Below are 13,908 nucleotides of genomic sequence, written 5' to 3' on the forward strand. Positions count from 1 at the left end.
GGAAAGTTTAAAATGAATCATAAATCAAAGAGAATAATAAATATTCTATTGGTAGTTTGTATTTTAATTACCAGTTTTGTAGGCTCTGCCTATGCAACAAGGTTTGTATTTACTGATAGTGTAGGTCATTGGGCTGAGGATTCAATTAATAATCTCGCAAGAAAGGGTGTAATTCATGGATATCCAGATGGACTTTCTCATCCAGATGAAATAATTACAAGAGGAGAATTTTCCGCTCTTTTAGCAAGAATTATGGAACTTGAGCCAAAGGAAACGAATACGGTTAACATAGTATTTGAGGATATTGCAGGACATTTTGCTCAGAAAGAAATTGAGGCACTTATTGATGCAGGTATTATCATCAAAGAAGAATATGGTACTAAATATTTTCCGGATGAGCCTATCACTCGATTGGAAATGATTAAAATGTTAGTTAGAGCCATAGGTAAGGAAGAACATAATATGGATTGTACCTGTAATACAGGGTTTACTGATGAAGATGATTTGACAGAAGAAGAACGTGAGTATATCTGTGCTGGCAAACATTATAATATAATCTCTGGTTATCCAGACGGAACAATACGTCCTGACGGAGAGGCAACACGAGGTGAAGCCTTTGAAATCCTTGATAAGCATGATGAAATTAAAGATATAATCGAACAAGAAGAAGCCACTGATAAAATAGAAGAAGATGTTGTAGATTCTCCTGATGTGGAGCAAGAAGATAAGCCTTCAGATAATGGTTCATCCTTAAATGGAGGTTCATCTTATGTACCAGCACCGAAATATGATTATACACTTCCAAACACTGCTTATGTAGGAGAAGAAATAAAAATTATTCCAACTAGAAGTAATGTAAAATCTGTAACATGGACAGTCAGCAAAAATGGTATTCCTACTGAACTTTCCTCTGTGTTAGATGGAGAATTGAAAGCAGAAGGTGGAGTAATTAAAGTTAAGTCTGCAGGTAGCTATACATTTTCAGCTACGGCATTTAATAGTAGGGGCAGAACAGTTGTCTGTGAACAGACTGTCAGCATCTATCCAGTTATATCAGCACAATTTAGCTTGCCTGAAACAGCACATACTGATACTACAGTAGCTGTGGATCTTGTCACGGAGAATCTAGGAGATAATTCCTTGATATGGACGATTAAAAAAGATGGCAATGAAACAGACCTTGAAACTGTAATTACGGGAGAACTTACAGGTAGTGGTGGCTTAATATTATTTAAAACTAATGGAGTATATGAATTAAGTGCCACAATTATCGATGATTTGGGAAAAGAAGTTATAGTATCAGATATTATTATAGTATATCCATTAGCAGAAATAAAAACGGGATTTTTTAAAAAATTGGCAATTTAAATGATTACTTTTGCCATTGCATGGGCAGAGGATCTTGTCATAGTTGAAAGTGAAGTACCGTTATTTGTATTTTTAGCAATATTGTAATATAAAAAAGGATTTGACAAAGTATGTATCATGCAATACAATATAGTTGTATCTTGTATTGCATGATACATAAAAGGAATTCGTATTAAAGAATATGCAACCATAAGGAGGCTGTTTATGATTCCTTCACAAATGTTAAAAGGAATGCTCGAAGGATGTATCTTAGAAATCATACGTAAACAAGAAACCTATGCTTATGAAATCTCAAAAAAGCTAGAAGAGTATGGATTTGGAACAATATCGGAGGGAACCATCTATCCTATCATCCTACGTCTACAAAAAAGTGATTTGGTAGAAGCAACCGTTCGAGAATCCAATAGTGGCCCGAAACGTAAATATTATCATCTCACTGAAGAAGGAGTATCCAGGCTCAACCAATTTAAAGGTCATTGGAATGAACTAGAATATGCCATTAATAAATTATTTGAAGGAGGAAAAAAGGATGAATAAGTTAACAAAAGGATTATTAAAGAAGAATAATACCAGAGAAGAAGCAATTTCTGAGGAAAATGATAAAATCTATACAGATATGGTTGTGTACTTAAGAAGTTCTAATCTAACGCAATATAATCAAGAACTTGTAAGGGAAGATATCATAGAATTGATTCTAGAAGGTCAGCAGCGAGGGGATAATATCCAAAAAGTCATGGGTGGCAGGTATAAGGAAATCTGTGATGAGATTATTGATGTTATGCCTAAAAAAACAAGGAAAGATAATGTGATTGAATTTATAGATATATCTCTTAGTATATTATGGATTCTAGGGGTTATCGCGATAGCGAAGAACTTGATTAGTGGTCTAGTATCAAAAACATCTGAGTTTAATTTCATATTAACGATAGGAGATATTATTACGGCTATTGTAATTATAATCTTATCAAATGGGATTGTATGGTACATCACAAAAACTGCTTTGGATGAAAAGACAACAAAAAATAAAAAAGTTGAATTTTTAAAAGCATGGGTGGTTTTTTCCCTTATCTTTGCGGCTGTACTACTTCCAAGTATTTATCTTGACACAGTCGTTGTCAATATCTCATTATTAATAGCAATTATTATTGCTTTAATCATTTTTGTTACGAGTAAAGTGGTAAGCTCAAAAGTATTATAGACTACGTGAATTTAATAGCTTATTTGAACTTGATCTTGACTTTCATGAAATTATAGTTTATAGTGGCACATATGCAGGGGGACTACATAGTAGTTGAGAAGGTAAAACCTGACCCTTTGAACCTGTTGGTTAACACCAACGTAGGGAGCCTATCAATACGATATAGTATTTATGGACGCTCTCTATTGTGGGAACGTCCTTTTTATTTATAAAATTAAATATTACATAATTTATATTTGCGGGGGAACTACATAGTAGTTGAGAAGGTAAAACCTGACCCTTTGAACCTGTTGGCTAATACCGACGTAGGGAAGCAAATCACATACGAAATTTGTATATGATTAGGGTGCTTCTCTATATAGAGAAGCACCCTAATTTATTATATATACATAAAGGAGGAATTTTAATGAAAAAGGTACTTAGTATTGCTGGGTCAGATTGCAGTGGAGGTGCTGGAATACAAGCGGATTTAAAGACGTTTTCTGCACATGGGGTGTTTGGAATGAGTGTAATTGTTTCTGTTGTAGCTGAAAACACAAGCCGTGTTATAGCCATACAGGATATCACCCCAGATATGATCGAAAAACAGATTGATGCAGTATTTGAAGATATTGAAGTTGATGCTGTGAAAATTGGTATGCTGTCTACAGAACCTTGTATGAAAGCAGTAGCAAAGAAACTGGAGCAATATAAGCCCAATAATGTTGTCATTGATCCTGTTATGTATGCGAAAAATGGTTGCCCTCTCATGGACCCTAATTCCATAGATGCATTGATCCAGGTTATACTACCCTATGCTGATTTACTTACGCCTAATATTCCAGAGGCTGAGAAGATATCAAATATTGAGATAATCAATACAGAAGATATGAAGACAGCGGCAAAACTTATTTATGATATGGGGTGCAAAAACGTTCTTGTCAAAGGGGGTCATGCTATTGGAGATGCACTTGACATTCTATATAGTGGGAAAGAGTTCTATTATTTTGAAAGCCAACGAATTGATACTCAAAACACCCATGGAACAGGATGTACTTTCTCTTCAGCCATTGCTTCTAATCTTGCTCTTGGTATGACAATGCCTGCTGCGGTAGACCAGGCTAAGGAATATATTACAACAGCAATTAAACATTCATTAAATATAGGTAAAGGTAATGGGCCAACACATCATTTCTATGATTTATATAAAAATGGTTTGCATATTAAGAAAAGTGAAGGGGATTTATGTTGAAATAGATGTAGCTAGGTCTCTTTCTTGGCTACCACTTATTTCTGATTACACTTGGAATCACAATTCCTGTAATGCTGATAATGGGTGTTTTATGTTTCATTATAAATAAAAGAAAGGTTGGAAATAGAAATGAATAACTTAATGAATGCTTGTACGGACTTGCTTCATGAAATCAAGGGGAAAAATCCATTGATTCACAACATTACCAACTATGTGACAGTAAATGATTGTGCAAATGCAGTTTTGGCAATTGGGGCATCCCCTATTATGGCAGACGATGCTGCAGAAGTGGAGGAGATTGTTTCCATATCCTCTGCCCTTGTAATTAACATAGGAACTTTAAACCAACATACGATTGATTCAATGATTATGGCGGGTAAAAAAGCCAATGAGCTAAATATTCCTGTAGTTTTTGATCCCGTTGGTGCAGGAGCTTCAACGCTACGAAATCAAACAACACAGGAAATTCTCAGGCAGGTAAAAATAGATGTAATTCGTGGGAACTTATCAGAAATTTCCTTTATAGCAGGATTTAAGTCTTCCACAAAGGGAGTTGATACATCTATGGTAGATGAAAAAAATGATGCAGTAGGTATTGCAAAATTAGTTTGCCATAGATACTCATGTGTTGTAGGAATTACAGGAAAGGTGGATATCATTTCAGACGGGATTAAAGTTGCTAAAATAGCTAATGGTCATAAACTTCTTTCTAAAGTAACCGGTACAGGATGTATGACTTCTGCTCTCGTGGGTAGTTTCTGTGGGGTAACAAAGGATTATTACACAGCTACAGCTGCTGGAATTGCTGCAATGGGAATTGCCGGAGAGATTGCATTTGAAAAAGTAGGAGTAATGGGAACAGGGAGCTTCCACATTAGTGTTATTGATGCTTTGTCAAATATGAACAGCACACTTTTATTAGAAAGAGAGAAAATAGATGAAACCAAATATTGATTATACCCTTTACCTTGTAACAGATAGAGAAGTGATGAGTACGGGGAAATTAGAGAATGCTGTGGAGCAAGCTATTTTAGGTGGTTGTACAGTGATACAACTTAGAGAAAAGAATTGTTCATCTCTAGAGTTCTTCAAAATGGCTATAAAGATAAAGGATATTACAGATAGATATCAAATTCCTTTAATCATTAATGATCGAATAGATATAGCATTGGCAGTTGATGCAGCAGGCGTACACATTGGCCAGAGTGACATACCAGCAAGAATTGCGAGAAAATTGATAGGAGACAATAAAATCCTTGGTGTGTCTGTATCGAACTTTGAAGAAGCGATCAAGGCGTACAAAGACGATGCAGATTATCTTGGAGTTGGAGCAATGTTTACCACAGATACAAAAACAGATGCAAAACTTACATCTATGGATGAACTTACGCAGATAAGAAAATCTATCCCACTTCCTATTGTAATCATTGGAGGAATAAACAAGGAAACCGCGGTAAAATTTATTGACATTGGAATAGATGGATTAGCTGTTGTTTCTGCCATTATTTCACAACCAGATATTCAGAAAGCTGCAATAAAATTAAAGCAAATTTTTAAAAAACATCTCATAAGTTGACAGTTTTGTAATTCTCACCCTAGTAGTGAAGAAAGAGAAACAGCGCAGGCACCGCTCGAAAGGGAGGGAGAGTATAATTCTGATGACGTATTGTGATTCAGGGAAGAAGGCATAGGGTTTAGAAATAATATAGAGTAGATGACGGGGAATTTTGAGGTCAAGAAGCGGTAGAGAAACACTGCTTTTTGACCTTGTTTTGGGATGGTTTATAAATGACATAGGATAATTTGGGTGATGGTAGATAAGAGAGATCTAAAACAATTATAAAAAGCATTAGTATTATATGGATTTTAAGGATTAAATAAGAAAGGGAAATAAGTATTTTAATTACTATAATTTAATTTGACACAATGACTAAGCTAATATAGAATAAAATAAAGGTAACACATTACCTTTATTTTATTCTATAAGGAGATTGATATGAAAGAATTAGAAAAATTAGATGATATTGATAAAAGATATCGTATTTTTGGAACGATATTTTTACTATCCAATAAATTGGAGACCATTGGGAATAGTTTTCTTGATGAACTTACAACCAAGCAATGGTTTTTTATGTTGACATTGACAACCTTTTTCGAAAGCCCCCCTACACTTAGCCAATTAGCTAATCAAATGGGAACCTCTCACCAAAATTCAAAACAACTTGCCATTCGACTTCAAGAAAAGGGCTTTTTAACTATTAAGAAAGATGAACGGGACAATCGTGTGCTTCGAATATTTTCTACAAAGAAAATTGAAGAGTATGTAAAAACGAGACAAAATAAGGATGATAATTTTATTGAAGATTTTTTTAGGGGGTTAAAAAATAGTGAGGTTCAAGAACTAGATAAGATCTTATTTAAGTTGATGGATAATATTTATGATATTGAAGAAGAATTATCTTAATTTATTGGAGGTCTTAGAAAGTGAAAAAGAAGGCTATTATCCTAATAATATTATTAATTTGTTTGCTTGGACTGACATGGACTATAGTCAAGAATAATATAGTTAAACAGGCGGATAATGTAGTTATTTCTACTTTGGAATTATCAAGCATAGATGATGGTATCTATATGGGAGAATATATCCTATCACCAGTTAAAGTTATAGTGCAAGTTCAGATTAAGAATCATAAAATACATGAAATTAAGATATTAGAGCACCAAAACGGATTTGGAGAAAAAGCAGAAATAATTAATGACCGTGTAATGGAGAAACAGACATTAGAGGTTGATGTAGTTTCAGGAGCAACTGTAAGTAGTAAAGTTATGCTTAAAGCAATAGAGAATGCTTTAAGTAAATAGAAAAACAAGGAGGGAGAGTGTATGAATAATATAGCTATAGTATATAAATCAAAATATGGAAGCACGAAAAGATATGCGCAGTGGATAGCTGAAGAAACTAAAGGGGATTGCTTTAGATCTTCAGGAATAGGGATAAAGAAACTGATGGAATACGATACCATTGTTTATGGTGGTGGATTATATGCAAGTGGAATTGCCGGAATCTCCATCATTACTAAGAATTATGAGTCTTTAAAAGATAAAAAGATAATCGTTTTTACAGTAGGCTTAGCTTCAACGGATAGGGAAGGAGTTTTTCTTCCTATTATAGAAAAGAATTTTTCAAAAGAAATGCGCGATACTATAAAATTTTTTCATTTGCGTGGTGGAATTGATTATAAGAAATTAGGAATAATACATAAATCTATGATGGCAATGCTAAAAAATATAATTTCTAAGAAAAATTCTGATGAATTATCAGAGGATGATCGGGAACTTTTAGCTACCTATGGAGGAAAAGTTGATTTTACAGATAAAAATACCATCACACCTTTATTATCATTTTTGGAAAACTAAAGGCATTGGTAAAAATTTAATTAAAGTAATTTAAGATAGTTATATAGACACAGTGTATTTATCAATACCTTATACATGCTCTTTCATTAAGCAAACGAAAGACAGTTAAAAGAGTTATAACCTATTAAGTTAATTTTATGTGGATAAGGTAAGCTACCGAGTTCTAATATTTATTATGAATTTTTCAATGAACCTCCCAACAGAGTTAAGATTAAAAAGCTAAAAAAGGGCTAAAATTAAAGCGAAAAACGCTGGATTTTAGCCCTTTTTTAGAAAAAAATACTGATGCAGAAGCAAGATTTTTAGATACAGTCTCCAGAGGTCGGCAGAATGGATTTTTAATGTATAGAAAATAAAATCAAAATAATGATAGGAAAATAATCTGAAGACCTCCCCAAATCATAAGAAAGAATTCAAGTAAAGGGATCTATCTTTTTCCTGGATCGGCATACAAAAGCATTTGATTTCTGACCGTTTCTGCAAGTACAGGGGAAACTTGCTCTAAATGCCATAGGACAGCGCTCTGTGTATTAGGTCGAGCATTCACAAGCCCTGATGCAATATTATTTGCAAGATTCTTCTTTTCTTTTGCAGAAAAGGATTCATATCTTTGAGTGGCTTGGGTAAAATTGTCAGGATTCGGGATTTCCGCTCGCATAATTTCTCCGGCTACATATCTGCCGTTTCCACTGGATACCATAGATGCAGGAGACCAATTTGGCTGTTTGTTGACAGGGATATCACGATAGTCAGGACCCAGTCTATGACGCTGTGCATCTGAATAAATAAATGTACGTCCCTGTAATACCTTGTCGTCTGAAAATTCTAGGCCGGGGAGTAAATTTGCCGGATTAAAGGCCAATTTTTCTACCTGCTCAGCATAATTTACTGGATTGCGGTTTAAGACCATTCGTCCAACGGGTAAAAGGGGATATCGGGTTTCATCCCATACCTTGGTATCATCCAAAGGATCAAAGGGAAGTGTCTTTGCATCTTCAGGATTCATCAGCTGTACACGCAGTTCATATTCCACAGCCTTGCCTTTTGCTATACTGTCATACAGATCACGTCCAGAAATATTAGGGTCTTCGCATGCCAGTCGCTGAGCCTCCTGTTGGTCAATATACTTCACCCCTGCTAGAGGGAGCCAGTGGTATTTTACATAGTGCCGAACACCCTGTGCATTGCGCCAGACATAGGTGCTTACACTATATCCCTTGATATGGCGAAGGCTCTTTACCGTTGCCAGATCTGAGAAAAACCATATAAGCATATTGGTTGCTTCGGGGTACTTGGCAAATAGGCTCCAAAGCCTCTCTGGGTCGGGCAGATTGTTCACTGGTGAAGGCGAAAGATGGCTAATTATATTCGGTACACGAATGGCATCCCGTACAAAAAAGACAGGGAGATGATTGCAGAGCAGATCAAAGATTCCTTCATCGGTATAAAACTTGGTACTGAATCCTCGAACATTTCTAGAAGTGTCTGGTGTTCCCTGATTGCTTGCAGCGAAAGAGAAACGCACCGCCACGGGCACCTGTTGATTAGGTGTTTGCAAAAATTTGGCTTTTGTATATTGCTTCATTGAGTGAGTAGTGTAAAAACATCCGAAAGCACCATACCCTTTTGTATGGATACGTCTTGGCAGTGTAGTAGAGAATACAAAGTCTTCCAAGGTTTCATGTAGGGCGGTATCCTGTATAAGGACTGGTCCCCGTACACCCACTGTCTGCGAATGGGTTGCACGCCGTGGATTCCCCTTATCTGATGGATACCATCCGTTATGATTGTGCATTTATAATCCCTCCAAAAACGTGTTAAAAACACGAGAATAAAACAATACAATAAAATGTATTCTTCATTTTTATGAATTATACCATTATGTCTGAATACTTTGATTTTTTATAAACCTGTACATTAGATGTTTGCATTTATCACCGGAAAATAAGTAGACCGCAAGGGTAAATCATTTTCTAGAAAGATTAAAAGCCAAGAGTTCCTATATCGAAATTCCTAGTGATTACTGCTTTCCTTTGCCGATTTTGATGGCTTATTGTTATAATAAAGAGAAAAAGCAATAAGTTCATCCTCCTGCTTCTATGTGCACTGAGTTCACTCGACTATATTGTGCACAGATTGTCGGATGGATAAATGTATCCTTTGATAACATTGATGATGAAAGGAGGGGATTTAATGGATTCTTTAAGCAATATGAATCATGCATTGGCATACATTGAAGAGCACTTAACTGAGGATATGGATTATAGTAAAATATCGAAAATTGCTTACTGCTCAGAATATCATTTTAAGCGGATGTTTTCTTTTTTATCAGGTATAAGTTTATCAGAGTATATTCGGAGAAGAAGGCTAACTTTGGCTGCCCTTGATTTGAAAGATAGGGATTTGAGAATAATCGATGTTGCTGTTAAATATGGTTATCGTTCAGCCGATTCTTTTTCCCGTGCTTTTTATTCTATGCATGGCATTCTCCCTTCTGAAGCAAGAAGTGAGAATACACAGCTAAAAGCTTATCCAAGAATGACCTTTCAATTATCCATTAAAGGAGGATGTGAAATGAACTATCGCATTGTTGAAAAAGAATCATTTAATTTAGTAGGATTTAAAAAGAGAGTTCCCATTATTTTTGAAGGGGTCAATCCAGAGATTGCAAAAATGACTGAACTTTTAACCCCTCAGGTTATTAAACAATTAAAATCAATTTCAAATGAAGAACCAATAGGCATTATTAGTGCTTCCACTAACTTTTCAGAGGGAAGAATGGAAGAAAAAGGAGAGTTAGATCATTACATCGGAGTAGCAACATCAAGTAATGAAACCACAGAATTTGATGTATTAAAAATTAATGCTGGTACCTGGGCAGTATTCCAATCCATTGGACCATTCCCAGAAACACTGCAAAATATTTGGGGGAGGATCTATTCAGAATGGTTTCCGTCATCAGGATATGAGGCAGTGGAAGGTCCAGAGATTTTGTGGAATGAGAGCCAGGACACGAATAATCCAAAGTATAGAAGTGAAATCTGGATTCCAGTGAAGAAGAAGTAACATTTAGCATATCAATGATTATGGTCGAGGGCACTCCTAATTGGAGTGCTCTTTTTGGTAAATCAGGTGATTGCTAGGTTGGCTATGTTCCCGCCTATTAAGTGAATATAATGGCTAAAGGAATATACATTTGCTAAAATATATAGAATATGTTTCATAATTTTCAAAAAACCTCTTGCAAAGTGCTGGGTTATATGGTAGCATGTATTAAATTTTAAATTAGAACTTTGATTGAGAAATGAAATATCAAAAGTACTTCACAGAGAGTCAGTGATTGGTGGAAACTGACAGGTATGGATATGGATAAAGACTCATGAGTTGCTGTAGCTAGCCGGTTAATGACCGTTATCCCATCAAGAGTGATAAATTAGGATGGTACCGCGTTGACACGCTCCTTACATATATGTAAGGGGCTTTTTTATTTGGAAAAATAAACACGAGTTGATAGGAGGGAGCATGACGAGGTCATGCGATGAAACGATGAATAAACAGTTAGATATGGAAAGAAAACTAAGTGAGCAAGAGCAAATTCGCGTTGATAAGATTAAGAAGCTAGAAGTGTTGGGAATTGATCCATTTGGTGGCAGATTCGATGTGACACACTATTCTGAAGAGTTGAAGGTTAAGTATATCGATACACCAAAGGAGTTACTAGAGAAGAACCAAATCCAAGTCGCAGTTGCTGGAAGAATAATGACAAAGAGAAGCAAAGGGAAGACTGGATTCATGCACATTCAAGATAATGATGGGCAGATCCAGATCTATCTAAGGCAGGATGTATTGAGTGAATTGGACTTCCAAGTATTCAGTATGTGCGATATCGGAGACATCGTTGGTATCAGAGGTACTGTATTTAGAACCAATACAGGTGAAATTAGCATCAAGGCTAAAAGATATGTCCATTTAACAAAGGCTTTGAAGCCGCTTCCTGAAAAATTCCACGGTATCACTGATGAAGATGAAAAGCTTCGTAAAAGATATTTAGACATGATAATGAATAGGGACGTAAAGGAAATCTTCATGAAAAAGCAGAAATTTTGGAGCACTATCCGAAATTATCTGATTGAAAATGACTTCCTTGAGGTTGAGACGCCTATTCTTGAGACTTCATCTGGCGGTGCGGCAGCGACACCTTTTGCTACCCATCACAATGCTTTAGACATTGAAGTGTTCTTGAGAATATCAATGGGTGAGCTATGGCAGAAGAAATTGCTAGTTGCAGGTTATGAGAAGACCTTTGAGATTGGAAGACAGTTTAGGAATGAGGGCGTAAGTAACGAGCATCTTCAGGACTATACACAGATGGAGCTTTATTGGGCATATGCAGACTTCAAGATGGGTATGGAATTTTGTAAGGGAATGTACAGACGTGTCACAAAAGCGGTAATGGGTACTTCAAAATTCACATCCCGTGGCTTTGAAATCGACATAGATGCTGAGTGGGAAATCTATGATTTCGAGACGATCATAGAAGAAAAGGTAGGTATAAACATCTACAATACTACCAAGGAAGCTGTTATGGAGAAACTTGATGAGAAAAAAATTGAGTATGATCCTAAAGCAGGTTTTTGGAGATTGGTGGATGTGCTTTGGAAGGTTGTTAGAAAGGATATTGCTGGCCCAGGATTCTTGGTTGGTCAACCGGTACAACTCAATCCACTACCTAAACGTCTTAAAGAAGACGAAAGAAAAGTGGCTCAGATGCAGATTATTCTTGCTGGTTCAGAGATGGGGAATGGCTACACCGAGCTTAATAATCCCATTGATCTAGAGGAGCGGTTCAAAGAGCAACGTGCAATGGGAGAAGAGGGCGATGCTGATGCACATGAGCATGATGCATCCTTTGTTGAAGCCCTTCGATATGGTATGCCGCCAGCCTTTGGATTTGGTGTATCCGAGAGATTCTTCTCTGTCCTGATGGATCGTCCAATCAGAGAATGTGTCATGTTTCCCCTTATGAAGCCTATAGTTTGATTCTAGAATATGAAAATAACTATTAGAAGTCCAGTGATAATTTTCTCATGCAGATAGCCGTCACTGGGCTTTTTCATTATAAACTCCTCAATGCTATTATGGAGGGAAATTAATTCCCTCTACAACACGGTTGTATTGCTCTTCCACAGAGGAGTACCAGAAGAAAGCAAGGACGACGTAGCCGTTTATCTTGATCCTGGCTTCTGATGGTACATCTACTATTTTTCTTTTATTGATGTTTTACTAATGTGAAGATATAATTTAAGAGGATAGATAAATAAGAATTTGTAAGTTTATATTTGAGAAATTATCTTTGGGAGAAAGGACAGGTGATCTATGAAGAGATTAAAACGAGTGCTAGCGGTCTTATTGATTGTTATAATCACTATTTCAGTCATTTACTTTGTAAGTTTAACGCTGATTTGCCCCGCTATTAATGACGCTAGGGCAGAAAGAATAAAAGAAGAATATCTAAATATAGAGCTACCACCTCAAACCGAGATAGTCGAAACTTATAATTATTGTGGTAACATCACTGGAACTGGCAATCATGTGGAAATTTGGGCAGGAGCCCTAATCAAATCTGAACTACCGGAGGCAGAATTGTTCCACTGGTATGAAGAAATGAAAATATCTTATGTTGCTTATGAACCTCTGTTTTGGCCTGTGCCGGAGGATTTGACTTCACAATATCCAGAAACGCACAGTTTTATTGAATTTACACATTTTAATAGCATGACTGAGGCCAAAGGATATTACATCATAGGAAGCTATTATGATGCTGTGACACAACATGATATCAGAGGGCATTAAAGAAGATTAATGCAATAATGTTTTTGATTGCTAGGCTAATGCCTTGATAAAGCCCAATTTGACAGGTTGAATACATAATAATTTATTGATAAGGAGTTACTATATAGTAGCTCTTTTTTATTTTAAACAAGTAAAATTTAATTGACTGAGATTTTTATATATGTTAACATAAAAACAAATAAACATATTGTTTTTATGTTCTCAATATATGGAGGTGGTTTAGGGGATGGCTAAATTTACAGAGTTAGAAAAAGAAAAAATTCGAAAGGAATTGCTTGAAGTTGCCTATGGTTTTTTTATAGATAAAGGTTTTAAGAGTACTTCGTTTGAGGATCTTACTTCATCAGTTGGAATTGCAAAGAGTACTTTTTATATATTTTTCGAGTCAAAGGAAATGCTATATATGGAATTGTTAGCACTTGAGGGAGAGCAAATTGAAAAACAGGTATGGCCAAAGGTTATCGCTGCTGAAGATATACGTTCAGCTATAAAAATGTACTTAAACGAGATGGCTTTAGAATTAGAATCTAAGATTTTAACTCAAAGACTGGTTTATGACCTTGAGGAGTACAAAATTGTATCTAGAAAGTTAAATCCAGAGTATGTTGGCTCAGAGCAGCTAAGAAGCATCGTCCCTCTTATGGAATTTATCAAATCAAGACAAGACTCTCAGGAGATTATTGATGAAGACCCAGGCGTTATAGCTGGGGTTTTAAAGTTAGCTTTATTAATAGGTTCTCAAAAGAGAGAACTGCAGCAATATGATTATGAAAAAATTAGAGAGTTATTATTCGAAGCTGTTGTTAATCAAATTGCTCGGGATTAATGTAGTCTAGGTAAA

14 protein-coding genes, 2 riboswitches and 1 other annotated feature are annotated in these 13,908 nt (G+C 35.8%); of the genes, 13 read left to right on the plus strand and 1 reads right to left on the minus strand.

Translation table 11 applies throughout. From position 1 onward, the window contains the following. The first annotated feature begins 12 nt into the window (after positions 1-12). From NSA47_RS00415 to NSA47_RS00455, 9 genes are all read left to right on the plus strand, one after another. Entirely contained in the window at positions 13-1,368 is a 1,356-nt protein-coding gene (locus NSA47_RS00415; protein WP_257528858.1) for an S-layer homology domain-containing protein, read from the plus strand. A gap of 204 nt (positions 1,369-1,572) precedes the next feature. Continuing rightward, positions 1,573-1,905, plus strand: coding sequence for a PadR family transcriptional regulator (locus tag NSA47_RS00420; protein WP_257528859.1), 333 nt, complete (start codon positions 1,573-1,575; stop codon positions 1,903-1,905). Beyond that, positions 1,898-2,566 carry a DUF1129 family protein gene (locus NSA47_RS00425; protein WP_257528860.1) on the plus strand — a complete coding sequence of 223 codons (669 nt, stop codon included), beginning with the start codon at positions 1,898-1,900 and terminating at the stop codon, positions 2,564-2,566. The genes NSA47_RS00420 and NSA47_RS00425 overlap by 8 nt, the downstream gene beginning before the upstream one ends. Before the next feature lie 65 nt (positions 2,567-2,631). After that, positions 2,632-2,730, plus strand: a riboswitch (TPP riboswitch). Positions 2,731-2,796: 66 nt separating this feature from the next. Beyond that, a riboswitch (TPP riboswitch) is annotated at positions 2,797-2,896 on the plus strand. 76 nt (positions 2,897-2,972) lie between these two features. Beyond that, positions 2,973-3,797 carry a bifunctional hydroxymethylpyrimidine kinase/phosphomethylpyrimidine kinase gene (gene thiD / locus NSA47_RS00430; protein WP_257528861.1) on the plus strand — a complete coding sequence of 275 codons (825 nt, stop codon included), beginning with the start codon at positions 2,973-2,975 and terminating at the stop codon, positions 3,795-3,797. A 129-nt stretch (positions 3,798-3,926) separates the two neighbouring features. Beyond that, positions 3,927-4,751, plus strand: a complete 825-nt coding sequence (gene thiM, locus NSA47_RS00435; protein ID WP_257528862.1) for a hydroxyethylthiazole kinase — start codon at positions 3,927-3,929, stop codon at positions 4,749-4,751. Beyond that, positions 4,735-5,373: a thiamine phosphate synthase gene (thiE, locus tag NSA47_RS00440; RefSeq protein WP_257528863.1), complete on the plus strand. Its 639-nt coding sequence runs from the start codon at positions 4,735-4,737 to the stop codon at positions 5,371-5,373. The genes thiM and thiE overlap by 17 nt, the downstream gene beginning before the upstream one ends. A 420-nt stretch (positions 5,374-5,793) precedes the next feature. Then, positions 5,794-6,261, plus strand: coding sequence for a MarR family winged helix-turn-helix transcriptional regulator (locus tag NSA47_RS00445; protein WP_257528864.1), 468 nt, complete (start codon positions 5,794-5,796; stop codon positions 6,259-6,261). Positions 6,262-6,281: 20 nt separating this feature from the next. Continuing rightward, complete coding sequence (locus NSA47_RS15425) at positions 6,282-6,659, plus strand: FMN-binding protein (RefSeq protein WP_257528865.1); 378 nt, start codon at positions 6,282-6,284, stop codon at positions 6,657-6,659. Positions 6,660-6,680: 21 nt separating this feature from the next. Then, complete coding sequence (locus NSA47_RS00455; RefSeq protein ID WP_257528866.1) at positions 6,681-7,214, plus strand: flavodoxin domain-containing protein; 534 nt, start codon at positions 6,681-6,683, stop codon at positions 7,212-7,214. A gap of 427 nt (positions 7,215-7,641) precedes the next feature. On the opposite strand, the gene NSA47_RS00460 is transcribed toward NSA47_RS00455, so the two are convergent. Beyond that, on the minus strand, positions 7,642-9,009 hold the full coding sequence (locus NSA47_RS00460) for a catalase (protein WP_257528867.1): 1,368 nt from the start codon (positions 9,007-9,009) through the stop codon (positions 7,642-7,644). A gap of 398 nt (positions 9,010-9,407) precedes the next feature. On the opposite strand from NSA47_RS00460, the gene NSA47_RS00465 reads away from it, so the two are divergent. From NSA47_RS00465 to NSA47_RS00480, 4 genes are all read left to right on the plus strand, one after another. After that, a complete protein-coding gene (locus tag NSA47_RS00465) occupies positions 9,408-10,280 on the plus strand; it encodes an AraC family transcriptional regulator (protein WP_257528868.1) in 873 nt (290 codons plus the stop codon). 218 nt (positions 10,281-10,498) lie between these two features. Next, positions 10,499-10,679, plus strand: a binding site (T-box leader). A gap of 81 nt (positions 10,680-10,760) precedes the next feature. After that, positions 10,761-12,254, plus strand: a complete 1,494-nt coding sequence (gene lysS / locus NSA47_RS00470) for a lysine--tRNA ligase (RefSeq protein ID WP_257528869.1) — start codon at positions 10,761-10,763, stop codon at positions 12,252-12,254. A 336-nt stretch (positions 12,255-12,590) separates the two neighbouring features. Next, positions 12,591-13,067 carry a hypothetical protein gene (locus NSA47_RS00475; protein WP_257528870.1) on the plus strand — a complete coding sequence of 159 codons (477 nt, stop codon included), beginning with the start codon at positions 12,591-12,593 and terminating at the stop codon, positions 13,065-13,067. 226 nt (positions 13,068-13,293) lie between these two features. After that, positions 13,294-13,893, plus strand: coding sequence for a TetR/AcrR family transcriptional regulator (locus NSA47_RS00480; protein WP_257528871.1), 600 nt, complete (start codon positions 13,294-13,296; stop codon positions 13,891-13,893). Positions 13,894-13,908: the final 15 nt, after the last annotated feature.

The organism is Irregularibacter muris (assembly GCF_024622505.1).
Lineage (GTDB): Bacteria > Bacillota > Clostridia > Eubacteriales > Garciellaceae > Irregularibacter > Irregularibacter muris.

Coding starts and splice junctions, on each gene's coding strand:
- NSA47_RS00415 (WP_257528858.1), top strand. CDS start 13: ATGAATCATAAATCAAAGAGAATAATAAATATTCTATTGGTAGTTTGT.
- NSA47_RS00420 (WP_257528859.1), top strand. CDS start 1,573: ATGATTCCTTCACAAATGTTAAAAGGAATGCTCGAAGGATGTATCTTA.
- NSA47_RS00425 (WP_257528860.1), top strand. CDS start 1,898: ATGAATAAGTTAACAAAAGGATTATTAAAGAAGAATAATACCAGAGAA.
- thiD (WP_257528861.1), top strand. CDS start 2,973: ATGAAAAAGGTACTTAGTATTGCTGGGTCAGATTGCAGTGGAGGTGCT.
- thiM (WP_257528862.1), top strand. CDS start 3,927: ATGAATAACTTAATGAATGCTTGTACGGACTTGCTTCATGAAATCAAG.
- thiE (WP_257528863.1), top strand. CDS start 4,735: ATGAAACCAAATATTGATTATACCCTTTACCTTGTAACAGATAGAGAA.
- NSA47_RS00445 (WP_257528864.1), top strand. CDS start 5,794: ATGAAAGAATTAGAAAAATTAGATGATATTGATAAAAGATATCGTATT.
- NSA47_RS00455 (WP_257528866.1), top strand. CDS start 6,681: ATGAATAATATAGCTATAGTATATAAATCAAAATATGGAAGCACGAAA.
- NSA47_RS00460 (WP_257528867.1), bottom strand. CDS start 9,009: ATGCACAATCATAACGGATGGTATCCATCAGATAAGGGGAATCCACGG.
- NSA47_RS00465 (WP_257528868.1), top strand. CDS start 9,408: ATGGATTCTTTAAGCAATATGAATCATGCATTGGCATACATTGAAGAG.
- lysS (WP_257528869.1), top strand. CDS start 10,761: ATGAATAAACAGTTAGATATGGAAAGAAAACTAAGTGAGCAAGAGCAA.
- NSA47_RS00475 (WP_257528870.1), top strand. CDS start 12,591: ATGAAGAGATTAAAACGAGTGCTAGCGGTCTTATTGATTGTTATAATC.
- NSA47_RS00480 (WP_257528871.1), top strand. CDS start 13,294: ATGGCTAAATTTACAGAGTTAGAAAAAGAAAAAATTCGAAAGGAATTG.